This is a genomic window from Pseudoxanthomonas sp. SL93 (assembly GCF_026625825.1).
Lineage (GTDB): Bacteria > Pseudomonadota > Gammaproteobacteria > Xanthomonadales > Xanthomonadaceae > Pseudoxanthomonas_A.
Genome location: NZ_CP113065.1, coordinates 3,239,307 through 3,260,831, shown reverse-complemented (window position 1 = coordinate 3,260,831; position 21,525 = coordinate 3,239,307). Strand labels below are relative to the sequence as shown.

The following is a 21,525-nucleotide window of genomic DNA, read 5'->3' as shown; positions in this document are numbered from 1 at the left end:
CCCTCAGAACGTCATGGTCAGTTCCGGCGCCAGCGCCTGCAGGCGGGTGCGGAACTCGGTCTTGATGCGTTCCAGCGCTTCGGTGTTGTCGGCTTCGAAGCGCAGCACCAGGATCGGCGTGGTGTTGGACGCGCGCACCAGGCCCCAGCCGTCATCCCAGTCGGCACGCAGGCCGTCGATGGTGGACAGGCGGGCGCCTTCGAAGCTGGCGCCTTCGACGAAGCGCTCGACGATGGCATGCGGCGTGCCTTCGTCCACCGCCACCTTGATCTCCGGCGTGGACACGCCATCGGGCAGCTCGGCCAGCACTTCGGACGGCGTTTCGGCGCGGTTGGCCAGGATCTCCAGCAGGCGCGCGGCGGAGTACAGCCCGTCGTCGAAGCCGTACCAGCGTTCCTGGAAGAAGAAATGGCCGCTCATCTCGCCCGCCAGTTCGGCACCGGTTTCGCGCATCTTGGCCTTGATCAGCGAATGCCCGGTCTTCCACATCATCGGCGTGCCGCCGTGGCGCAGCACCCAGCCCTGCAGTTTTCCGGTGCACTTCACGTCGTAGATGATCAGCGCGCCGGGGTTGCGCTCCAGCACGTCGGCGGCGAACAGCATCAGCAGGCGGTCCGGGAAGATGATGGCGCCTTCCTTGGTCACCACGCCCAGGCGGTCGCCGTCACCGTCGAACGCCAGGCCGATGTCGGCGTCGAAACGCTTCACGGTCTGGATGAGGTCTTCCAGGTTGTGCGGTTCGCTGGGATCGGGATGGTGGTTGGGGAAGGTGCCGTCGACGTCGCAGTACAGCGGGATGACTTCCGCGCCGATCGCTTCCAGCAGCTGAGGCGCGATGTCGCCGGCCACGCCGTTACCGGCGTCCACCACGACCTTCAGCGGACGCTCCAGTTGCACGTCGTCGGCGATGCGCTGGATGTAGTCGGCCGACACGTCACGCTGCTGCAGGTCGCCGCGCACGTTGGCGATGAACAGGCGGTTGTCGCGGATGCGCTCGTACAGGTCGGTGATGGCGTCGCCAGACAGCGTCTGCCCGCCGACGACGATCTTGAAGCCGTTGTAGTCCGGGGGGTTGTGGCTGCCGGTCACCGCCACGCTGCTGCCGGTACGCAGGTGGTAGGCACCGAAGTACGCCACCGGAGTAGGCGCCAGGCCGATGTCGATGACGTTGCGGCCGGCCTTGCGCAGGCCTTCGATCAACCCACCGATCAGATCGGGGCCGGAAAGGCGGCCGTCGCGGCCCACCACGATGTCGTTGAGGTCCTCGTCGCGCATCACCGAACCGATGGCCAGGCCGATCAGTTCGGCGACCTCGATGCTGAGGGACTGCCCGACGATGCCGCGGATGTCATAGGCGCGGAAGATGCCGGGATCGACTTCCACGGTCTTGGCTTCCGCCTGGGTGTATTCGTCCTTCGGCGCGGTGCGCGTGCCGCCAGCCGGCGGCGGCGGGGGTTCGCGCAGCAGCGCTTCGCCCAGGGTCGGTTCGTCCGTGTCTTCCACCATTGCTCCTTTCTGTTTCCCGAATGTCGGCAGGCGGATGCCACCGCGCAGCACCAGCAGGGCCAGCAGCGCCAGCAGGCCCAGCACGCCGGCGGCGATCAGGCTGGCGATGGCGCCCAGCCCCAGCGGGCCGGATTCACTGTCGGGCACCGCGGCCGCAACACGCAGGCCGGTCTTGCCCACCGCGTGCGCCATGACTTCCGCGCCCTCGGACAGGCTGGCATTGCCGCGCTCGCGCACGCTGAAAGCGCCCTGGCGCAGCGCTAGGTAGCCGTCGCCCGATACCGCCACGGCGTCGAAGCCGCTGGTCAGCCGGGCCAGCGGCAGGCGGACATAGACCACACCCTGCGGCACGGCTGCGGCCAGGCCGAATACCGTGGCCTTGCCGTCCTTCACCACGCGCGCGGCGACGGCATCACCCTGCATGCCCGCTTCAAGCAGGGCCAGCTTGCTGAAACCGTAGGTGGCCGGGTCCTGATAGTGGGCTTCCAGGCTGCCGTCGAGTATTTCGACATGCTCGACACCCGCCCAGCCCTCCCGCAGCGCGGCGACGGCAGCGGCGGTGTCGCCGGACGCCAGCGCGGCCTTGACCGGTGCGGCTGCCAGGCGCTTGGCCAGCTGCTGGGTCTGTGCGGCGTAGGTCGACTGCACGGCGGTCGCGGCGGTGTCGCGGGCACGCTCCACCTCTTCGGTCAGTCGCGCGTCGCGCCACTGGCGCACGCCACTCCAGGCCAGCAGACCGGCCACCAGCACCAGCAGCACGCTGGCCAACGGCAGCGCGCGGCGCAGGTCACCCACGGGAATCCGTGCGCGGCTCTCGTTCGTCGTCTTCATCGATTGTCCCCTGTCACCGCACGCCGGTGTGGCCAAAGCCACCCGTCCCCCGTGCGCTGTCGGCGAAAGTATCCACTACCTGCAGGCTCACGCGCACTACCGGCAACACCATGACCTGGGCGATGCGGTCGCCGGGCTGGATGGTGAAGGTCTCGTGGCCCCGGTTCCATACGCTGATCAGCAGCGGGCCCTGGTAATCGGCGTCGATCAGGCCGGTGCCGTTGCCCAGCACGATGCCGTGGCGATGGCCCAGCCCGGAGCGCGGCAGCACCACCGCGCACAGCTGCGGATCACCCAGGTGCAGGGCGATGCCGCTGGGCACCAGCGCGGTATCGCCGGGCTGCAGCACCAGCGGAGCGTCAATGGCGGCACGCAGGTCCATGCCGGCGCTGGCCTCGGTGGCGTAGGCCGGTAATGGCCACTCGTCACCGAAGCGCGGGTCCAGCAGTTTCACTTCCACGGCGTGCGACGTGCTCATGCGTCCAGGCGCTCCACGATCAGGTCGATCAGTTCATCGGCCAGCTGCGTCTTGGGGGCGGACGCAAAAGCGCGCTCGCCATCCTTCCAGTACGCGGTCATCGCGTTCTGGTCGCTCTCGAAACCGCCGTCGGCGATGCCCACGCGGTTGGCGACGATCATGTCCAGCCGCTTGGCGACCAGCTTGCCGCGGGCGTATTCGGCCACGTTGTTGGTTTCGGCGGCGAACCCGACGACCAGCTTCAATGCCTGCGTCTGCCCGGCGACCTTGGCGAGGATGTCCGGCGTGCGCACCAAGTCCAGCGCCAACGATTCGCTGGATTTCTTGATCTTGTTGGCGGCCGGTTCGCGCGGGGTGTAGTCGGCGACGGCAGCGGCGCCGATGTAGACATCCGCCGGCAACGCGGCGAACACCGCGTCGTGCATCTGCGCGGCAGAACGCACGTCCACCCGGGTTACGCCCGGTGGCGTGGGCAGGCTGACCGGACCGGCGACCAGCGTGACCTGCGCGCCACGGCGGGCAGCGCTGGCGGCCACGGCGAATCCCATCTTGCCGCTGCTGCGGTTGCCCAGGTAACGCACCGGGTCGAGGTCTTCGTAGGTGGGGCCGGCGCTGACGACGATCTTCAGGCCGGCCAGCTCCTGCCGGGCGGTGGTGGTGGCGGTGGCGGTGGTGGCGGTGGGCGCGCCCATCGCCTGTGCCAGCGCGGCGACGATCTCGTCAGGCTCGGCCAGCCGGCCGGGGCCGGATTCGCCTTCGGCCAGCGGGCCGTCGTTGGGTCCCACCACGTGCACGCCGCGGCTGCGGAGCGTGGCCAGGTTGGCCTGGGTCGCCGGGTGCTGCCACATGCGGTGGTTCATGGCCGGGGCCACGGTCAGGGGCGCCGTGGTGGCCAGGCAGAGCGTGGTGACCAGGTCATCGGCCAGGCCGTGGGTGAGGCGTGCCAGCAGGTCGGCCGTGGCGGGGGCGATGACGATGCGCTCGGCCCAGCGGGCCAGTTCGATGTGGCCCATGGCCTGTTCGGCCGCACTGTCCCACAGCGTGGTGCGGGTGGGCTGGCCGGACAGGGCCTGGAAGCTGAGCGGCGTGACGAACTGCTGCGCGCCGGCGGTCATGGCCACCTGCACGTCGGCCCCGGCGTCCTTGAGCCGGCGCACCAGCTCCAGCGACTTGTAGGCGGCAATGCCGCCCCCCACGCACAACAGGAGACGACGTCCTGCCAGCCCCTGCGCCTTGTTCGATCCGCTCACGTCGGCCGTTTCCCACATCCATACAGGCGATTAGCTTACCCGAACGCCCCGGCAACCCCGATGGCCGGCTGATCGTTGTTCGCCGACGCTGGCGCCATGCATATCCGCGACTGGCCCCACACCGAACGCCCCCGAGAAAAGCTGTTGGCCCGCGGCCCCGCCAGCCTCAGCGATGCCGAGCTGCTGGCGATCTTCCTCGGCTCGGGCCTGCAGGGGCGTGATGCAGTGGCGACCGCACGCGACCTGCTGGCGATCCATGGCCCACTGCGCCTGCTGCTGGAACGTCCCCCCACCGAGCTGACCACGCTGCCCGGGCTGGGGCCGGCCCGGGCCTGCGCGCTGGCCGGTGCGCTGGAACTGGGCACGCGCTTCCTGCAGGCGTCGCTGGAACGGGGTGACGCCATCAGCGACCCCCAGGCCGCCGGGAGCTACTTCGCCCAGCGCCTGCGCGGCAGGCCCCAGGAGGTGTTCGCCGCCCTGTTCCTGGACACGCGGCACCGGGCGCTGGCCTTCGAGGAGTTGTTCCAGGGCTCGGTGGACAGCGCCGAGGTCTATCCGCGCGAAGTGGCCCGACGGGCGCTGGCCCACAACGCGGCGGCATTGATCGTGGGCCACAACCATCCCTCCGGGTGTGCCGAGCCTTCGGCCGCCGACCGCACCGTCACCGCGAAGCTGAAGCAGGCCCTGGCGCTGGTGGACGTGCGGCTGCTGGACCACTTCGTCGTCGGCGACGGACCGCCGCAGTCGATGGCGGCACGCGGCTGGGTATGAGGCCGACCCGGGCTGAATGCCCGGAACCCCACCGGAGCCCGCGGAAAAACTAGAATACGGGGTTCCCACGCAACACGACGGCCCTCCGTGAAAGCCTCCCTCCGCGCCCTGATCACCCGGGGCATCGACGCCCTGCGCACCGCCGGCACCCTGCCGGCCGACACCGCCACGCCGGACTTCGTGGTCGAACGCCCCAAGACGCGCGAGCACGGCGATTTCGCCACCAACGCCGCCATGCAGCTGGCCAAGGCCGCGCGCAGCAATCCCCGCGCCATCGCCACCGCCCTGGTAGCCGCCTTGCCGCCCAGTGATGACGTGGCGAAGGTCGAGATCGCGGGGCCTGGCTTCATCAACTTCCACCTGTCGCCCGGCGCCTACCAGCGCGAAGTCGCGACCACGCTGGCGCAGGGCGCCGCGTACGGCCGCAACGATAGCGGTGCCGGCCGCACGGTGGGCGTGGAATATGTCTCCGCCAACCCGACCGGTCCGCTGCACGTCGGCCACGGCCGCGCGGGCGCCATCGGCGACTGCATCGCGCGCGTGCTGCAGGCCAACGGCTGGAACACCCGGCGCGAGTTCTACTACAACGACGCCGGCGTGCAGATCGACAACCTGGCCAAGTCGACCCAGGCACGCGCGCTGGGCAAGTCGCCCGACGGCGAGGGCTGGCCCGAAGACGGCTACCGCGGCGATTACATCGCCGACGTGGCGAAGGCCTACCTGGCCGGCGATACCGTCGAGGTCGAAGGCCATGCCGTGACCGGCGGCAAGGATCCGCACGACCTCGATGCCATCCGCCGTTTCGCCGTGGCCTACCTGCGCCGCGAGCAGAACCTGGACCTGGAGGCGTTCGGCGTGTCGTTCGACACGTACTTCCTGGAAAGCTCGCTGTACGCCGACCGGAAGGTCGAGGAAACCGTGCGCAAGCTCATCGCCTCCGGCCACACCTATGAGGAAGGCGGCGCACTGTGGCTGAAGTCCACCGACTTCGGCGACGACAAGGACCGCGTGATGCGCAAGTCCGACGGCACGTACACCTACTTCGTGCCCGACGTGGCCTACCACCTCAGCAAGTGGCAGCGCGGCTACCAGCGCGCCATCACCGAACTGGGCGCCGACCACCACGGCTCGCTGGCGCGCGTGAAGGCCGGTCTGCAGGCGCTGAACGAAGGCATTCCCGTGGGCTATCCGGAGTACGTGCTGCACCAGATGGTCACGGTGATGCGCGGCGGCGAGGAAGTGAAGCTCTCCAAGCGTGCCGGCAGCTACTTCACCCTGCGCGACCTGATCGAGGAGACCAGCGCCGATGCCACCCGCTGGTTCCTGATCGCGCGCAAGCCGGATTCGCAGCTGACGTTCGACATCGACCTGGCCCGGCAGCAGAGCAACGACAATCCGGTGTTCTACGTGCAGTACGCGCATGCGCGCGTCTGCAGCCTGCTGCGCCAGGCGGCCGAAAAGGGCTACGCCTACGACCAGGCGCAGGCCTTGGCCAACCTTTCCCTGCTGGACGACGACACCTCGCTGTCCCTGATGGTGGAACTGTCGCGATATCCGGAAGTGGTGGAAGCCGCCGGCGAATCGCTGGAGCCGCATACCGTCGCGCAATACCTGCGCGACTTGGCCTATGCTTTCCACACGTGGTACGCCGGCACGCCGGTGCTGGTGGAAGACGCCGCGCTGCGTGATGCACGACTGGCGCTGGCGCTGGCGGTGCGCCAGGCACTGGCGAACGGTCTGGACCTGTTGGGCGTCAGCGCCCCCGAAAAGATGTAAGTGGAGACGCAGTAGATGGCAGCAAGGCGCGGCAAGAGTCAGGCCACCCGTAATTCCAGCCAGGCCACCCCCGCATGGGTGTGGCTGATCCTCGGCCTGCTGATCGGCCTGGCGATCTATTTCATCGCCCCCGGCCTGATGAAGAAGGACGGCGACGGCTTCTTCCGTCCTCAGCCGAACCCCGACGCACAGCCGGCGCCGATCGACAGCGCGGACGTGGATGCGGTGGTGCCGGAAACCCCGGCCACCGACGCCGAGGGTCCCGCCACGGCCACGCCGGCCGATGACGCCACGGCGAAGGAAACGCAGTACGACTTCTACACCCTGCTGCCAGGCAAGGAAGTGCAGATGTCCGACGCCGAACTGGCCGCCAGCGCACGCGAGGAAGAAGCCCGCAAGGCGCGCGCCGCACTGGCCGGCAATGCGCCGGTCCCCGCGGCATCCACGAACACGCCCGGCACCGCTGCAACGGCGCCGCAGCCGACGCCCATCAACGAGACGGCTGCGACCACCACGACGGCAACCACACCGCCCGCAACGCCGTCCTCCAACAACGCCCCGCCCAAACCGGCCACCGTCGCCAGCGCGGACAACAACGCGCGCTACATCCTGCAGGCCGGGGCCTTCGGCGCCTCGGGCGATGCCGAAGCGACCAAGGCGAAGATCGCCCTGCTCGGCCTGAGCGCCCGCGTCGAATCCGCCCAGATCAACGGCAAGACGGTGTACCGCGTGCGCATGGGCCCTTACGGCACCGCTGGCGAACTGGCCGAAGCGAAGCAGAAGCTCGCCAGCGGTGGTCTGCCGGCCATGGCGATCAAGGCGCAGTGAAGTCGCGCCGGCTGAGGCAGGGGGTCTGGGCTGTCGTGCTGCTGGCCTTGTCCGGCATCAGCGCTGCCACGGAACAGATTCCCGACCGCATCCGGATCGCCGGACAGGACTACGTATTGCCGGCCGAGCCGCTGGCGCCCGTACTGAATGATGCCGCCACCTGGCGCCGGCTCACCAACGCACTCGGACCCGCCATGGGGAGCTGCACTGCCAACTGGCGCGGCTACATGGCACGTTGGTCAGTGCGCGAGGACATGTTGTACCTCGAATCAATGGTCGCCCACGCCTGTCGGCAGCCGGAAGAACCCTTGGCCATCGATGCACTGTTTCCTGGACAGCAAGGTCCGCTCGCGGCGAGCTGGTTCAGTGGCGACCTGGCCGTAGCGCAGGGCGAGCCGGGCACGAATGTGCACATGGGCTATTCCACGACCTATCCGCGTTACCTGCTGCTGCGTGTGGACGCGGGGCGGATCACCGGTCGCCACTTGGTGACGCACGACGAACTGATGCGACTGCATGACGAAGCCCGCGCACGGCCCCGTACCCCCTGATGCGTTACCCACTCCCGGCGAACCACTCATGACCCGTACCGCTCTCATCACTGGCGCCACCTCCGGCTTCGGCGCCGCCGCCACCCGCCGCTTCGTGGCCGCGGGCTGGCGCGTGATCGCCACCGGCCGCCGGGCCGAACGCCTGCAGGCGCTGGTGGATGAACTGGGTGCCGACCACGTGCACGCCGCCGCGTTCGATATCCGTGACGAAGCCGCGATGGATGTCGCGCTGGCGGCATTGCCGCAAGACTTTCGCGGCATCAACCTGCTGGTGAACAACGCAGGCCTGGCGCAGGGCACCGCACCAGCGCAGAGCGCGCTGCTGTCCGACTGGCGCACGATGATCGACACCAACATCACCGCACTGGTCACACTGACGCACCGCTTGCTGCCGCTGCTGGTGGAGCGCAAGGGCGCGATCATCAACATCAGCTCGGTGGCGGGCGTGTATCCCTACCCGGGCGGCAACACCTACGGTGGCAGCAAGGCGTTCGTCAGCCAGTTCTCGCTGGGGCTGCGCAGCGACCTGCATGGCACCGGCGTGCGCGTGACGACCATCGAACCTGGCATGGCCGAAACCGAATTCACCCTGGTGCGCACGCATGGCGACCGGCAGGCATCGGACAAGCTGTACACCGGCGCCGCGCCGATGACGGCCGAGGACATCGCCGACACCATCTTCTACGTCGCCACCCTGCCGCCGCACCTCAATATCAACCGGCTGGAGATCATGCCGGTGTCGCAGTCGGTGGCGGGCTTCCAAGTCGCGCGCGCGTAGTTGCTTCGCACTCCCGTAGCGTGCGCCACGCGCACGTCACGGGACATCCGGCATCGCGAGGCCGTGCGCAGAGCGCACACTACGCCAGCGGTTCGTCCGAGAGGTAGGTGTAACCGGTAAGCCCCGCTTCCAGCGCGTCAGACAGCAGTTTCGATTCGTCGGCCGACAACCCGGCCTCTTCCACGCGCTGGCGATACACCGCGCGCAGGTCGGCGAGCTGGTAGCCCACGTAGTCGAGCATCACGTCGGTGGTATCGCCGCGGCGCTGCTGGGTGAGCAGGTAACCGGTGCCGGCATCGGCGCTGACTTCCACCGCGTCGGTGTCGCCGAACAGATTGTGGATGTCGCCCAGGATCTCCTGGTACGCGCCGACCAGGAAGATGCCCAGCCGGTAGCTCTCGCCGTGCTTCATCGCATGCAGCGGCAGCGAGGAATCCAGGCCTTCGTTCTCGACGTAGGTCTTCACCATGCCGTCCGAGTCGCAGGTCATGTCGGCGATGATGCCGCGGCGCGTCGGCGCTTCGTCCAGCCGTTCAATGGGCACGATCGGGAACACCTGGTCGATCGCCCAGACATCCGGGATCGATTCGAACACGCTGAAGTTGACGAAGTACTTGTCGACCAGGCGCTCGTTCAGCTCATCCAGCAGGTCACGGTGGCTGCGCTCGTCGCTGCTCAGCCGCGCGCGCACGGCATGCGCGATGGCGTAGAACAGGTCGTCGATGCGCGCGCGGTGCACCAGGTCGATCTGGCCCAGTGCGTACAGCGACAGGCCCTCACTGTGGTGGTGCTGCGCTTCGTGGAACAGTTCGACCGCCGGCCGCGTGTCCAGTTCGCCATGGATCTCGCGCAGGTGGCGGATCACCGCCGGCTCGTCGTCGTGCGACGGCGGCACGCGGCCCTCCGGCGCCTGCTCGACTTCGGACACGTTGACCACCAGCACGGCGTGGTGCGCCGTCATTGCGCGGCCGCATTCGGTGACGATGCGCGGCGGCGTGAGGGCATGCTGCTCGCAGGCCTCGGCCAGCGGCTGCACGATGTTGCTGGCGTACTGGCCAAGGCCGTAGTTGATCGAGCAGTAGCTGCGCGAACGCGTGCCTTCGTAATCGATTCCCAGGCCGCCGCCGACATCGACGTGGCTGATGGTCGCGCCCAGCTTCGACAGTTCGACGAAATAACGGGTCGCCTCGCGCATGCCGTTGGCGATGTCGCGCACGTTGCTGATCTGCGAGCCCATGTGGAAGTGCAGCAGGCCCAGCGTGTCCTGCAGGCCGGCGTCGCGCAGCTGCTTCCACAGGTCCAGCACCTGGCGCGGGGACAGGCCGAACTTGGCCTTGTCGCCGCCGCTGTTCTGCCACTTGCCCGCACCCAGCGTGGCCAGCCGCATGCGCACGCCCAGGCCGGGCTTCACGCCCAGCTTGTGCGATTCCTCGATGACCAGCGCCAGCTCGGACGGCTTCTCGATGACGATGAAGGTCTGCAGGCCCAGCTTGCGGCCGATCAGCGCCAGGCGGATGTACTCGCGGTCCTTGTAGCCGTTGCAGACGATCAGGCCGCCGGGGCGCGACAGCGCCAGCACGGCCATCAGTTCGGGTTTGCTGCCGGCTTCCAGGCCGAAGCCTTCGCCGGCATGCGAAGCCAGCGTGCCGGCGACGCCACGGTGCTGGTTGACCTTGATCGGATAGACCGCCGTGTAGCCGCCCTTGTATTCCCAGTCGGCCTGCGCCTGCGCGAAGGCCGACTGCAGCTTGGCCAGGCGGTCGCCCAGGATGTCCGGGAACCGCACCAGCAGCGGCAGCTGCGCGCCCTGCGCGCGCGCGGCATCCACCACCTCGGGCAACGGAATGAGCGGACCCTGCGCGCCCTTCGGCGAGACCACGATGCGGCCGGCGCTGTCCACGTCGAAGTACCCCTCCGCCCAGTGCGGGATGGAGTAGGTCTTGCGGGCTCGGTCGGTGGACCAGTCGCTCATTGAGGCAGCTCGGGAAAACGAAAGGGCGTGCATTCTAACGCCCCTGCCGTGGCCGGCCGGTTACCGCCGCTGGTGGACCGGTTCGCCCACCCGTGGCCTGAGCTGGCGCAGCTCGGGCGTGCGCCGGGTGGTGGTGAGGACGCTGAAGGTGCCCGGCAGCGCCAACTGGGCGGTGAGGCGGGGGACGGCGGCGATTTCACTGGCCACCGAACCCGCCCACTCCAGCAGCACCACGAAGTGCGGTTCCACCGACAGGCCCGGCGCCTTCCGGCGCACGATCCAGGCGGCGGCGATGCGCTCGTAACCCGCCATCACGCGGCGGATGGCCTGCAGCTGCGAGGCGTCCAGGCCGTGCGGTGAATAGGCTTCTTCCGCCACCCCGTCGCCGTGCGCGGCCGTGGGGCCGGCCTCGAACGCCTCGCGCAACCGCACCGCAAGGGCATGCAGCGGCGCCTCCGGCGCCAGCGTGCGCACGTGGTCGTCCAGGTCGCGCAGCAGCACGGGCACGAGACCGGCGTCCAGCCGCATCGCGCGCTGCAGGTGTTCAACGCCTTCCTCGTCGTCGCCCCGCCGCAGCAGCAGCATGCCAAGACGCCCGTGCGCCACCGCGTGCGCGGGCGAGTGGCGCAACGCCTCCCGGTACAGCGGCGCGGCATCGGTGGCGGGGCGGTGCTCCTCCATCAAGGCCGCGTACTCGATCCACTCGGCTGGCAAACGGCGAGGATCAGCCTCCAGCGCCTCCAGCCGTTGCCGTTCCGCCTGCAGGCGCCGGTGGCGCGCTTCCCACTCCGGCTTTGCCCCCGCCTGCCACTCGCGGCTGAAACGCTGTTCCAGCCGGTCGACCAGCTCGACACCCAGCAGCCCTGCCGCGGCGGGCGGCAGCGCACTGTCGAGGCGAAGATCGTGGCCGGCGTCCAGTGCCGCCAGCCGCTGCGCCAGACCTGGATGGGTGTCGTAGGGGTCCGGCACATGGGCCAGGAGCCACGCAGGTAGCCGAGTCTGCTGGCGTCGCTGGTCGGCCAGCCCGCGCGCCTGGCTGGCGCCCACATGCACGGGCGGATAAGCCTGCGCATGCGCAGTGCGCTCGATGTCCGGCCAGAACTCGCGTGCCAGCCAGTCCGATGCCAGGGCGACGCGCACCAGCGCCGTGGCGGTGGGGGTCGTGCCTGCCACGGCCTGCGCCGCGGCGTCGGCGGCGTACTCCTGCCGCCGCGCCAGCACGAAGCTGTGCTCGTCGAAACAGCGTGCGTACCAGCGGAAGAACAGCAGCAACAGCACCTGCGACCCCAGCGCCTGCCGCGACAGCCCGTCCAGCACGCGGTGCCAGCCCACGCGTGACCGGTAGATCCAGCTGGAAAAGCGTCGCCGCCCATCGTGGAAGTGGCCGAATTCGTGCGCGATCACCGAGGCCAGCTCTTCGCGGTCGAGCAGCTGCAACAGCGGCAGCCCCAGGACCAGGTAGTGCCGTTGGCGCCACAACCCGAAACCTGCCGGCACATGGGCCGCGGCGGCGTTGAGTTGCGCATCGATGACGAGGCCGTGCAGGCGCTGCGCGCCCACCGCCTCGCGGATGCGTTCGACCTCCGCTCGCAGCGCCGGGGCTTCGCCGTCGGCCAGCATATGACCCTCGGGCGGCACGAAGCGGATCCACAGCGCGCGCGCCAGCACCGCGCCGGTCAACCCGAGCAGCAGGATGGGGACCAGGATCCAGCCGTCGTCCACGGGTCGGAACAGCAGGTGGAACACCAGCACGAGCGCCACGCCTGCCGTCAGCAGCAGCGCGGCCCCCATCACCAGGTAACCCAGCGCGGCCAGCAGCGCCAACCGCAGCTGGTACCGCCCCGGCGCGGCGTCGTAAGCCTGCTCGAGGCGCGCCATCCGCGCGCGGCGAATGTGATCCGACTCCATGCCTTTCCCCTTGTCCGACAGCGCGATGCTAAATCAACGGCGCCGGCCCATCACACCCGTTCCGGTACAATCTGCGGCCTTCCCGCCTGCCGAACCGCCGCAATGACGAACGACAACTGGTACATCGAACACTTCCAGCCCACCGGCTCGGCCATCGGCTACCGCATCACCGGCAAGCTGGACGAAGTGCAGTCGCCGTTCCAGAAGATCGAGATCTACGACACCACCGACTGGGGCAAGTTGATGATCATCGACGGCGCGGTGATGCTGACCACGCGCGACAACTTCTTCTACCACGAGATGATCAGCCATCCCGCGCTGTTCACGCACGCCGCGCCCAGGCGCGTGGTGATCATTGGCGGCGGCGACTGCGGCACCCTGCGCGAAGTGCTGAAGCACCCGGGCGTGGAAAGCGCCACCCAGTGCGACATCGACGAACAGGTCACGCGGATGTCCGAGAAGTACTTCCCGGAACTCTGCGACGCCAACAACGATCCGCGCGCCGAACTGCTGTTCGACGACGGCGTGGCCTACATGGCCAACTGCCCCGCGGGCAGCGTGGACGTGGTCATCGTGGACTCCACCGATCCCGTCGGCCCGGCCGAAGGCCTGTTCAACAAGGCGTTCTACGAGAGCTGCTTCCGCGCGCTGAAGGACGACGGCATCCTGGTGCAGCAGTCCGAATCGCCGCTGGCCCTGCTGGAGCTGATCAAGGAAATGCGCGCCGAGATGGGCAAGGCCGGCTTCACCACCTTCAAGACGCTGCCATTCCCGCAGCCGTGCTATCCCACTGGCTGGTGGAGCGTGACGATGGCGCGCAAGGGCGGCACGTTCGACTTCCGCCAGGCCGACGCGGCCGGCAAGCCGTTCGAGACGCTCTATTACACCGCGCACCTGCACACAGGCGTGCTGGTGGCACCGCCGTTCGTGGCGAAGGCACTGGGCGAATAACCCACCGCACTACGGAAAAGAAAAGCCCCGCGATGCGGGGCTTTTTTTCAGGGATTGACATCCTGCCAGCGCGGGATCGCGCGCCTGGCCGCACTGTGGCGGAGATACCAGGCCATCGTCAGACCGAACAGCGCACCGGCCAGCAACGCCACACCCGCACCGACGGCCAGCGGCATGCCCTGGCGGCCCCACAGCAGCAGCCACATCACCGCCCCCCAGAACACGCCGAAAAAACCGCCCATCAACAGGCTGTTGAACGCGAAGGTGGCCATATGCGGCGGCGGCACCTGCATGCCCAGCCGCCACAGCAACCGGAACAGTGGCGGCGCATAGGTGCTCTTGCCCAGGCCCTTGCTGTCCAGCAGGGCCAATGCCTGCTGGAGGCGTGCATCGAATGCGGTGCGGTCGTGCCGATTCGCCATGGCGTGTTCTTCCTACAGGGCGTCGCCGTCGAGTTCGCCCGTGCGGATGCGCACGACGCGTTCCAGGTCATAGACGAACACCTTGCCGTCGCCGATCTTGCCCGTGCCGGCGGCCTTGACGATGGCCTCCACCACGCGCTCGGCCTGGTCGTCGGTGACCGCGACTTCCAGCTTCACCTTGGGCAGGAAATCGACCACGTACTCCGCGCCGCGGTACAGCTCGGTATGGCCTTTCTGCCGCCCGAATCCCTTCACCTCGGTGACCGTGATGCCGGCGATGCCGGCTTCGGCAAGCGCTTCGCGCACATCGTCCAGCTTGAACGGCTTGATGATGGCCATGACCATTTTCATGCAGGCGTCTCCCGTGAATGCTGCATGCAGGATAACGCGGTTGGCACGGCCGCGGTTGCGGTACGGGCGGCTTTGCGGGTTCAATGGAGGCCCCGCCGCTCGGACTTTTCCGACAGCGCAACGCAGCCGACGCCGATGGCGCCCCAGCGGGCCGCGGCCGCAAGCTCGGGGCCCTGCCGGAGAACTGACATGATCGACCTCAACCACATCGACGACCTCGCCCGCCGCCTGAGCCAGATGGTGCCCCCCGGCCTGCGCGAATCGCAGGAAGAGCTGCAGCAGACCTTCAAGTCCGCATTGCAGGCCGGTCTGTCGAAACTGGACCTGGTGACGCGCGAGGAATTCGACGTGCAGCAGGCGGTGCTGCTGCGCACGCGCGAAAAACTCGAAGGCCTGGAACGCACGGTCGCCGCGCTGGAAGCGCAGCTTTCCGGCAAGCCCACCCAGCCCTGAGCCACCGCCATGAGCCTGGCGCTGGTGCACAGCCGTGCACGGGCGGGTGTGGCTGCGCCGCCGGTCCGGGTGGAAGTGCAACTGTCCGGTGGCCTGCCGCAGACCCATATCGTCGGCCTGCCGGAAGCCGCCGTACGCGAATCGCGTGACCGCGTGCGTGCCGCGATCCTCTGCGCGCAGTTCGAATTTCCCGCCCGTCGCATCACCGTCAACCTGGCGCCCGCCGATCTGCCGAAGGACGGCGGGCGTTTCGACCTTCCCATCGCACTGGGCATCCTGGCCGCCAGCGGGCAGATCCGGCGCGAGGCGCTGGCGGAGTATGAATTCCTGGGCGAACTCGGCCTGACCGGCGAGCTCCGCACGGTCGATGGCGTATTGCCTGCAGCGCTCGCCGTCGCGGCGGCCGGGCGCAAGCTGATCGTGCCGGTCGGCAGCGGCCCCGAAGCCGCACTGGCACAGCGCGGCGAGGCATACACCGCCCGTACGCTGCTGGAAGTCTGCGCTGCGCTGGACGGCCGCAAGGAACTGCCGCCCGCGCTGGCCCCGCCGCCGCAGCCGAGCACCATCCCCGACCTGGCCGATGTCCGTGGGCAGGCCCACGCGCGCCGCGCGCTGGAAGTGGCAGCCGCCGGCAACCATCACCTGCTGCTGATCGGGCCACCGGGGTGCGGCAAGACGCTGCTGGCTTCGCGCCTGCCCGGCCTGCTGCCGGAAGCCAGCGAGGAAGAAGCCCTCGAAAGCGCCGCCATCGCTTCCGTCAGCGGACGCGGACTCGATCCCTCGCGCTGGCGGCAGCGTCCGTACAGGTCACCCCACCACACCGCCAGCGCCGTCGCCCTGGTCGGCGGTGGCGCGCAGCCCCGCCCGGGTGAGATTTCCCTCGCGCACCACGGCGTGCTCTTCCTCGACGAGTTGCCCGAGTGGGACCGGCGCGCACTGGAAGTACTGCGCGAACCGCTCGAATCCGGCACCGTCACCGTTTCACGCGCGGCGCGCAGCGCGGAGTTCCCGGCGCGTTTCCAGTTGGTCGCCGCCATGAATCCCTGCCCCTGCGGCTGGGCAGGCGACCCGAGCGGCCGCTGCCGCTGCAATCCCGAGCTGATAAGGCGCTACCGCGGCCGCATCTCGGGTCCGCTGATGGACCGCATCGACCTGCACGTGGAAGTGCCACGCCTGCCGCCTCATGAACTGCGCCCGGATGCGATCCAGGGAGAATCCTCCGCGCAGGTACAGGCCCGCGTGGTGAGGGCGCGGGCGCGGCAACTGGCCCGCAGCGGCAAGCCCAACGCACAGATCAGCCAGTCGGACACCATGGCGCATTGTCGCCTGGCATCGCGCGACCAGGCCTTGCTGGAACGCGCCATCGAACGCCTGCAGCTGTCCGCCCGCAGCATGCATCGCATCCTGCGCGTAGCGCGCACCATTGCCGACCTCGCGGGCAGCGACGACATCGTCACGGCCCATCTCACCGAGACACTCGGGTATCGCCGGGCGGACAAGAACGATATGCCGACGGCTACCCGCTAACGCCTGTCCGAAGCGCACACCGTGTCACCACGAACGGCTCGCTGCGTCAGGGAGATGCACCGCACCCCGGCGGCTGGCAGATGCTCGGCCTGGACATGTAGTCGCGCGCACCTTCCCGGGCTTCGCGCCGCTCTTTCTCCGTGCCGCAGACCGTGGTGACCAGCTTGCTGCCCGTGCGCTTCTCGCGCCAGCAGACTTCACGCTCGTCTTCCGCCGTCACCCGGGTGGACACCTGCGCATTGATCACTTCCAGGGCATTGCGCAACCGCACCTGTTCGTCCGCATTGAGATCCGCCAGCGACGTCTTGCCTTCGGTCACGGCGAAGACGATCGCCTGCTGCTCCCCCACGATGCGCTTCTGGCGGGGATTGAGCGGCAACGCACCGCTGGCGAGCTCATCGCGGATCTGCTGTTGCTGCTGGACGATATCCGGCAGGGAAGCGGGCGAAGCTGCGCGCAGCGGCACCGCGAGCATCAGGAAAAATCCAAGCAGAATCCAGCGACCGAATGCCATGGCACAACTCCGGGTGGAGGCTGACGGAATTTCTACGCCCGTGACGGACCCGATGCAAGTGGCACTCGCGGCACGCCCCCGTGCCGCGGCCCGGGACCGCCCCCCGTCGCTCACGCCCGCGCAGGAGACTGTGCTCTACTCGACCGTCACATGTGGGCCCCGCCGTCGTCTGGATCCGCATCGCCGCTTTCACCGTCGCCAAAGGAACCTGCCATGCGAAAAACCGCGCTGTCCGCCACCGGCCTGCTGTTGTCCCTGTCCATCTCGACCTGCCTGGCCGCCTCCGCCGCGCCGACGGCGGCCGATCGCATCAAGGACACCGAACTGATCCCCCGTGAGGCCCTGTTCGGCAATCCCGAGCGCGCCAACGTGCAGATCAGCCCCGATGGCAAGTACCTCAGCTGGGTCGCCGCCGTCGATGGCGTGCTCAACGTCTGGGTCGCCCCGGCAGACAACCCCGCGCAGGCCAAGGCGGTCACCCAGGACAAGGCGCGCGGCATCCGCAGCTATTTCTGGTCGTACAACCCCGACACGCTGCTGTACCTGCGCGACAGCGGTGGCGACGAGGACTTCCATCTGTACGCCGTGGACCTGAAGACCGGGCAGGCGAAGGACCTGACGCCGTTCCCGAAGACCACCGCGCAGGTCGCCGGCCTCAGCCCGAAACACCCCGGCACGCTGCTTGTCGGCATGAACGACCGCGACGCGCAGTGGCACGACCTGTACAAGGTCGACCTTGCCAGTGGCGCGCGCACGCTGCTGGAGAAGAACGACGCCCAGATCGCCGGCTACATCGCCGACGCGGACTACACACTCAAGTACGCCACGCGTTCGCGCCCGGACGGTGGTGCGGATGTGCTGAAGCGTGGTGCCAGCGGCGCGTGGGAGAAGTTCGACGACATCCCGTTCGAGGACGTGCTGACCACCAACCCCGGCGGCCTGACACTGGACGGCAAGACGTTGTACTTCACCGACTCGCGCGGCCGCAACACCGCCGCGCTGTTCGCGGTGGACGTGGCCAGCGGCAAGCGCACGCTGGTGCTGGAAGACGCACGTGCCGACGTCGGCGGCACGCTTGCCCATCCCGCTACCGGGCAGGTGCAGGCGGTGTCGGTGGACTACCTGCGCGACGAGTGGAAGGTGGTCGATCCGTCCATCCGCGCCGACCTGGAGAAGCTGGAAGCGCTCGGCCCCGGTGACGTGTCGGTCAATACGCGCACGCAGGACGACAAGACCTGGATCGTCGTGTACTCGGCGGCGGAGCAGCCGCTGGTCTACTACCGCTACGACCGCCCGACCGGCGCACTGACCAAGCTGTTCTCCGCCCGCCCGGCCCTGGAAGGCAAGCCGCTGGTCCCGCAATGGCCGGTCGAGATCACCTCCCGCGACAGCAAGACGCTGGTCAGCTACCTGACGCTGCCGCGCAGCGCCGACGCCAATGGCGACGGCAAGGCCGATGCCGCCGTGCCGCTGGTGCTGCTGGTGCATGGCGGCCCGTGGGCGCGCGATTCGTACGGATTCAGCGGCTACAACCAGTGGCTGGCCAACCGCGGGTATGCGGTACTCGCGGTCAATTTCCGCGGCTCCACCGGGTTCGGCAAGGCATTCACCAATGCCGGCAATGGCGAATGGGCGGGCAAGATGCATGACGACCTGATCGACGCCGTGCAATGGGCGGTGAAGCAGGGCGTCACCACGCCGGAGCAGGTGGCGATCATGGGCGGCAGCTATGGCGGCTATGCCACGCTGGCGGGCCTGACGTTCACGCCGGACACCTTCGCCTGCGGGGTGGACATCGTCGGCCCCTCCAACCTCAACACCCTGCTCAGCACGGTACCGCCTTACTGGGCCAGCTTCTTCGAGCAACTGGCCAAGCGCATGGGCGATCCGCGCACCGATGCCGGCAAGGCCTGGCTGGCCGAACGCTCGCCGTTGACGCGCGCCGACCAGATCAGGAAGCCGCTGCTGATCGGCCAGGGCGCGAACGACCCGCGCGTGAAACAGGACGAGAGCGACCAGATCGTCAAGGCGATGACCGCGAAGAACATCCCGGTCACCTACGTGCTGTTCCCGGATGAAGGCCACGGCTTCGCGCGACCGCAGAACAACAAGGCGTTCAACGCCGTGACCGAAGGCTTCCTGTCGCAGTGCCTTGGCGGGCGTGCCCAGCCCATCGGCGGCGACTTCGCGGGTTCCAGCATCAGTGTGCCGACCGGCGCGGAGCACGTCCCCGGGCTGGCGCCGGCCCTCAAGGGCCACACCCAGGACGTGCGCAAGTAAGTTCCCGCAGACCCCGGGGAGACAGGTCGCCCACCTCTCCCCGGGCATCGCATGACGAAGCGAGGCCGCGACATGACCGATACCCGTTCGCAGGTCGCACACGCGCAGTGCCTGTGTGGCCAGGTCGCCGTGGACGCGACGCTGCCCAGCCTGTGGGCGGCGCACTGCCATTGCACGCTGTGCCGTCGCGCGCACGGCGCGGCCTTCGTCACCTGGGTGGGCATGCGGGAGGCACGCTGCCGCATCCACGATGCGGGCGAGCATCTGCAGTGGTATGCGTCATCGCCGCAGGGGGAACGCGGATTCTGCCGGCATTGCGGCGCCATGATGCTGTTCCGCGGCACCCGTTGGCCGGGCGAGCTTCATATCGCCATGGCGCACTTCACCACGCCGTTGGACCGGCTGCCGCAGATGCACGCCTACTGGAACGAGCATGTGCCCTGGGCGGCGGTCGATCCGCTGGACGGCCTGCCCCGCAAGCCGCCCGGCTAGTGCGGCCTCAGTTGCCCTTGCAGGCCGCGCCGCACATCTTGCGTTCTTCCATCGCCTTCTCGGCCTCGGCACGCTCCGCGCGCCGCTCTGCCACCGTGCGGCAGACGCGCGTGGAACGGTTGCTGCCCACGACCTTCGTCCGCTCGCACACCAGGCGCTCGTCTTCGGCGCGGGTGATGGCGGCCTTGATCCATTCCAGCGTGTTGACCGTTTCCACCTGATCGGCCGGCGACAGGTCGGCGAATGCCTGCTTGCCTTCGGTCAGGTCGATGAAGCGGGTCTGCTTGGCGACCAGTTCCTGGCGCTGCTTTTCGTCTACGTCCTTGAAGCGCCCCTGCTTGGCGAGGGCTTCCTGGCGGAATTCCACCTGCTGGGCGCGGATGGCGGGCAGGTCGGCAGGTGCGGTGTCGTTGGCACGCGCGACGGGCAGGGCAAGCAGGGCAGCGAACAGCACGAGCGCAGCGTTCAATCGCATGGCGGGCATTCCTGAAAGGGAGTAGGCGACGTTACTGCCGCCGCCGGCCCGCTGTCGAGTGCATGCCCGCGACGCCATGGGCCGGCGCGCTGGCCGGCCCATGGTCGTACGAGGGATCAGGCGGCTTTTTCCGCCTGGAACTGCTCTTCCTCGGTCGAACCCTTCAGCGCCGTCGTCGAGGACTGGCCCTGCTGGATCGCCTGGGTCACTGCATCGAAGTAACCCGTGCCCACTTCGCGCTGGTGCTTCACGGCGGTGAAACCGCGGTCGGCGGCGGCGAATTCGGCTTCCTGCAATTCGACGAAGGCACTCATCTGGCGGCGTGCATAACCGTGCGCCAGGTTGAACATCGAATAGTTCAGCGCATGGAAGCCGGCCAGGGTGATGAACTGGAACTTGTAGCCGTACTTGGCGATCTCGGTCTGGAATTTCGCGATGGTCACGTCGTCCAGGTTCTTCTTCCAGTTGAAGCTCGGCGAGCAGTTGTACGCCAGCAGCTTGCCCGGGTACTTGGCATGGATGGCCTCGGCGAACTTGCGCGCGAACTCCAGGTCCGGCTTGCCGGTCTCGCACCACACCAGGTCGGCGTACGGCGCGTAGGCCAGTCCACGGCTGATCGCCTGGTCCAGGCCGTTCCGGGTCTTGTAGAAGCCTTCCACCGTGCGCTCGCCGACGATGAAGGGCCTGTCGTTGTCGTCCACATCGCTGGTCAGCAGGTCGGCGGCCTCCGCATCGGTACGCGCCACCAGCAGCGTGGGCACGCCCATCACGTCGGCGGCCAGCCGCGCGGCATTCAGTTTCTCGACCGCTTCGCGCGTGGGCACCAGCACCTTGCCGCCCATGTGGCCGCACTTCTTCACGCTGGCCAGCTGGTCTTCGAAATGCACGCCCGACGCACCGGCCTCGATCATCCCCTTCATCAGCTCGAAGGCATTCAGCACGCCGCCGAAGCCGGCCTCGGCATCGGCCACGATGGGCTGCAGGAAATCGATGCTGTCGTCGCCTTCCGCATGATGCAGCTGGTCGGCGCGCAGCAGCGTGTTGTTGATGCGCTTGACCACCGCAGGCACCGAGTCGGCCGGATACAGCGACTGGTCCGGATACATCTGGCCGGCCAGGTTGGCGTCGGCGGCGACCTGCCAGCCGGACAGGTAGATGGCCTTCAGGCCGGCCTTCACCTGCTGCATGGCCTGGTTGCCGGTCAGCGCGCCCAGGGCGTTCACGAAATCCTCGGTCTGCAGGTAGTTCCACAGTTTTTCCGCACCGATCTTCGCGATGGAATGCTCCACCGGCACGGTCCCGCGCAGGCGCACCACGTCGGCGGCGGTGTAGTTGCGGGTGATGCCCGCCCAGCGCGGGTTGGTGTCCCAGTCGTGCTGGATCTGTTCGGCGGTCGGCAGCTTGCTCATGG

20 protein-coding genes are annotated in these 21,525 nt (G+C 68.5%); 10 read left to right on the top strand and 10 right to left on the bottom strand.

Features of this window, described 5'->3' with window-relative positions; translation table 11 throughout:
* Positions 1 to 3 precede the first annotated feature (3 nt).
* The 3 genes from OVA13_RS15270 to coaBC are packed head-to-tail and all read right to left on the bottom strand — an operon-like array spanning position 4 to position 4,065.
* Entirely contained in the window at positions 4 to 2,337 is a 2,334-nt protein-coding gene (locus tag OVA13_RS15270) for a phosphomannomutase/phosphoglucomutase (RefSeq protein WP_267791320.1), read from the bottom strand.
* A 13-nt stretch (positions 2,338 to 2,350) separates the two neighbouring features.
* Positions 2,351 to 2,815 (bottom strand): dUTP diphosphatase, encoded by a 465-nt coding sequence (gene dut / locus OVA13_RS15265; RefSeq protein ID WP_267791319.1) that lies wholly within the window; start codon positions 2,813 to 2,815, stop codon positions 2,351 to 2,353.
* The gene (gene coaBC / locus OVA13_RS15260; RefSeq protein ID WP_267791318.1) at positions 2,812 to 4,065 is read right to left on the bottom strand and encodes a bifunctional phosphopantothenoylcysteine decarboxylase/phosphopantothenate--cysteine ligase CoaBC; all 1,254 of its coding nucleotides are present in this window, start codon (positions 4,063 to 4,065) and stop codon (positions 2,812 to 2,814) included. The genes dut and coaBC overlap by 4 nt, the downstream gene beginning before the upstream one ends.
* Positions 4,066 to 4,161: 96 nt before the next feature.
* On the opposite strand from coaBC, the gene radC reads away from it, so the two are divergent.
* The 5 genes from radC to OVA13_RS15235 all read left to right on the top strand — a co-directional run bounded on the left by radC (position 4,162) and on the right by OVA13_RS15235 (position 8,769).
* A complete protein-coding gene (gene radC, locus OVA13_RS15255) occupies positions 4,162 to 4,836 on the top strand; it encodes a RadC family protein (RefSeq protein WP_267791317.1) in 675 nt (224 codons plus the stop codon).
* 87 nt (positions 4,837 to 4,923) lie between these two features.
* Positions 4,924 to 6,612, top strand: coding sequence for an arginine--tRNA ligase (argS, locus tag OVA13_RS15250; RefSeq protein ID WP_267791316.1), 1,689 nt, complete (start codon positions 4,924 to 4,926; stop codon positions 6,610 to 6,612).
* Positions 6,613 to 6,627: 15 nt separating this feature from the next.
* The gene (locus OVA13_RS15245) at positions 6,628 to 7,440 is read left to right on the top strand and encodes an SPOR domain-containing protein (protein ID WP_267791315.1); all 813 of its coding nucleotides are present in this window, start codon (positions 6,628 to 6,630) and stop codon (positions 7,438 to 7,440) included.
* Complete coding sequence (locus OVA13_RS15240; protein WP_267791314.1) at positions 7,437 to 7,991, top strand: hypothetical protein; 555 nt, start codon at positions 7,437 to 7,439, stop codon at positions 7,989 to 7,991. Before OVA13_RS15245 ends, OVA13_RS15240 begins: the two co-directional genes overlap by 4 nt.
* A gap of 28 nt (positions 7,992 to 8,019) precedes the next feature.
* A complete protein-coding gene (locus tag OVA13_RS15235; protein WP_267791313.1) occupies positions 8,020 to 8,769 on the top strand; it encodes an SDR family NAD(P)-dependent oxidoreductase in 750 nt (249 codons plus the stop codon).
* Positions 8,770 to 8,848: 79 nt separating this feature from the next.
* Here OVA13_RS15235 and speA read toward each other — a convergent pair whose 3' ends face one another.
* The gene (speA, locus tag OVA13_RS15230) at positions 8,849 to 10,741 is read right to left on the bottom strand and encodes an arginine decarboxylase (RefSeq protein ID WP_267791312.1); all 1,893 of its coding nucleotides are present in this window, start codon (positions 10,739 to 10,741) and stop codon (positions 8,849 to 8,851) included.
* 60 nt (positions 10,742 to 10,801) lie between these two features.
* Positions 10,802 to 12,649, bottom strand: coding sequence for a M48 family metalloprotease (locus tag OVA13_RS15225; protein WP_267791311.1), 1,848 nt, complete (start codon positions 12,647 to 12,649; stop codon positions 10,802 to 10,804).
* 102 nt (positions 12,650 to 12,751) lie between these two features.
* Between OVA13_RS15225 and speE the strand changes: the two genes are divergently transcribed.
* Positions 12,752 to 13,600 carry a polyamine aminopropyltransferase gene (gene speE, locus OVA13_RS15220; RefSeq protein ID WP_267791310.1) on the top strand — a complete coding sequence of 283 codons (849 nt, stop codon included), beginning with the start codon at positions 12,752 to 12,754 and terminating at the stop codon, positions 13,598 to 13,600.
* A 47-nt stretch (positions 13,601 to 13,647) separates the two neighbouring features.
* On the opposite strand, the gene OVA13_RS15215 is transcribed toward speE, so the two are convergent.
* Both OVA13_RS15215 and OVA13_RS15210 read right to left on the bottom strand, forming a co-directional pair.
* On the bottom strand, positions 13,648 to 14,022 hold the full coding sequence (locus OVA13_RS15215; protein ID WP_267791309.1) for a DUF6404 family protein: 375 nt from the start codon (positions 14,020 to 14,022) through the stop codon (positions 13,648 to 13,650).
* Positions 14,023 to 14,034: 12 nt separating this feature from the next.
* Positions 14,035 to 14,373 (bottom strand): P-II family nitrogen regulator, encoded by a 339-nt coding sequence (locus tag OVA13_RS15210; RefSeq protein WP_267791308.1) that lies wholly within the window; start codon positions 14,371 to 14,373, stop codon positions 14,035 to 14,037.
* A 189-nt stretch (positions 14,374 to 14,562) separates the two neighbouring features.
* On the opposite strand from OVA13_RS15210, the gene OVA13_RS15205 reads away from it, so the two are divergent.
* Together OVA13_RS15205 and OVA13_RS15200 are read left to right on the top strand one after the other, a co-directional pair.
* Complete coding sequence (locus tag OVA13_RS15205) at positions 14,563 to 14,826, top strand: ubiquinone biosynthesis accessory factor UbiK (protein ID WP_267791307.1); 264 nt, start codon at positions 14,563 to 14,565, stop codon at positions 14,824 to 14,826.
* Positions 14,827 to 14,835: 9 nt separating this feature from the next.
* Complete coding sequence (locus OVA13_RS15200; protein WP_267791306.1) at positions 14,836 to 16,353, top strand: YifB family Mg chelatase-like AAA ATPase; 1,518 nt, start codon at positions 14,836 to 14,838, stop codon at positions 16,351 to 16,353.
* A 46-nt stretch (positions 16,354 to 16,399) separates the two neighbouring features.
* Here the strand turns inward: OVA13_RS15200 and OVA13_RS15195 are convergent, their stop codons facing one another.
* The gene (locus OVA13_RS15195) at positions 16,400 to 16,867 is read right to left on the bottom strand and encodes a hypothetical protein (protein WP_267791305.1); all 468 of its coding nucleotides are present in this window, start codon (positions 16,865 to 16,867) and stop codon (positions 16,400 to 16,402) included.
* A gap of 213 nt (positions 16,868 to 17,080) precedes the next feature.
* Here OVA13_RS15195 and OVA13_RS15190 point away from each other — a divergent pair, with 213 nt between their 5' ends.
* Both OVA13_RS15190 and OVA13_RS15185 read left to right on the top strand, forming a co-directional pair.
* Positions 17,081 to 19,147, top strand: a complete 2,067-nt coding sequence (locus OVA13_RS15190) for an alpha/beta hydrolase family protein (RefSeq protein ID WP_267791304.1) — start codon at positions 17,081 to 17,083, stop codon at positions 19,145 to 19,147.
* A gap of 72 nt (positions 19,148 to 19,219) precedes the next feature.
* Positions 19,220 to 19,639, top strand: coding sequence for a GFA family protein (locus OVA13_RS15185; protein ID WP_267791303.1), 420 nt, complete (start codon positions 19,220 to 19,222; stop codon positions 19,637 to 19,639).
* Positions 19,640 to 19,646: 7 nt separating this feature from the next.
* Here OVA13_RS15185 and OVA13_RS15180 read toward each other — a convergent pair whose 3' ends face one another.
* Both OVA13_RS15180 and aceA read right to left on the bottom strand, forming a co-directional pair.
* On the bottom strand, positions 19,647 to 20,114 hold the full coding sequence (locus OVA13_RS15180; protein ID WP_267791302.1) for a hypothetical protein: 468 nt from the start codon (positions 20,112 to 20,114) through the stop codon (positions 19,647 to 19,649).
* Between the two features lie 116 nt (positions 20,115 to 20,230).
* Positions 20,231 to 21,523 (bottom strand): isocitrate lyase, encoded by a 1,293-nt coding sequence (gene aceA / locus OVA13_RS15175; RefSeq protein ID WP_267791301.1) that lies wholly within the window; start codon positions 21,521 to 21,523, stop codon positions 20,231 to 20,233.
* Between the last annotated feature and the right edge of the window lie 2 nt (positions 21,524 to 21,525).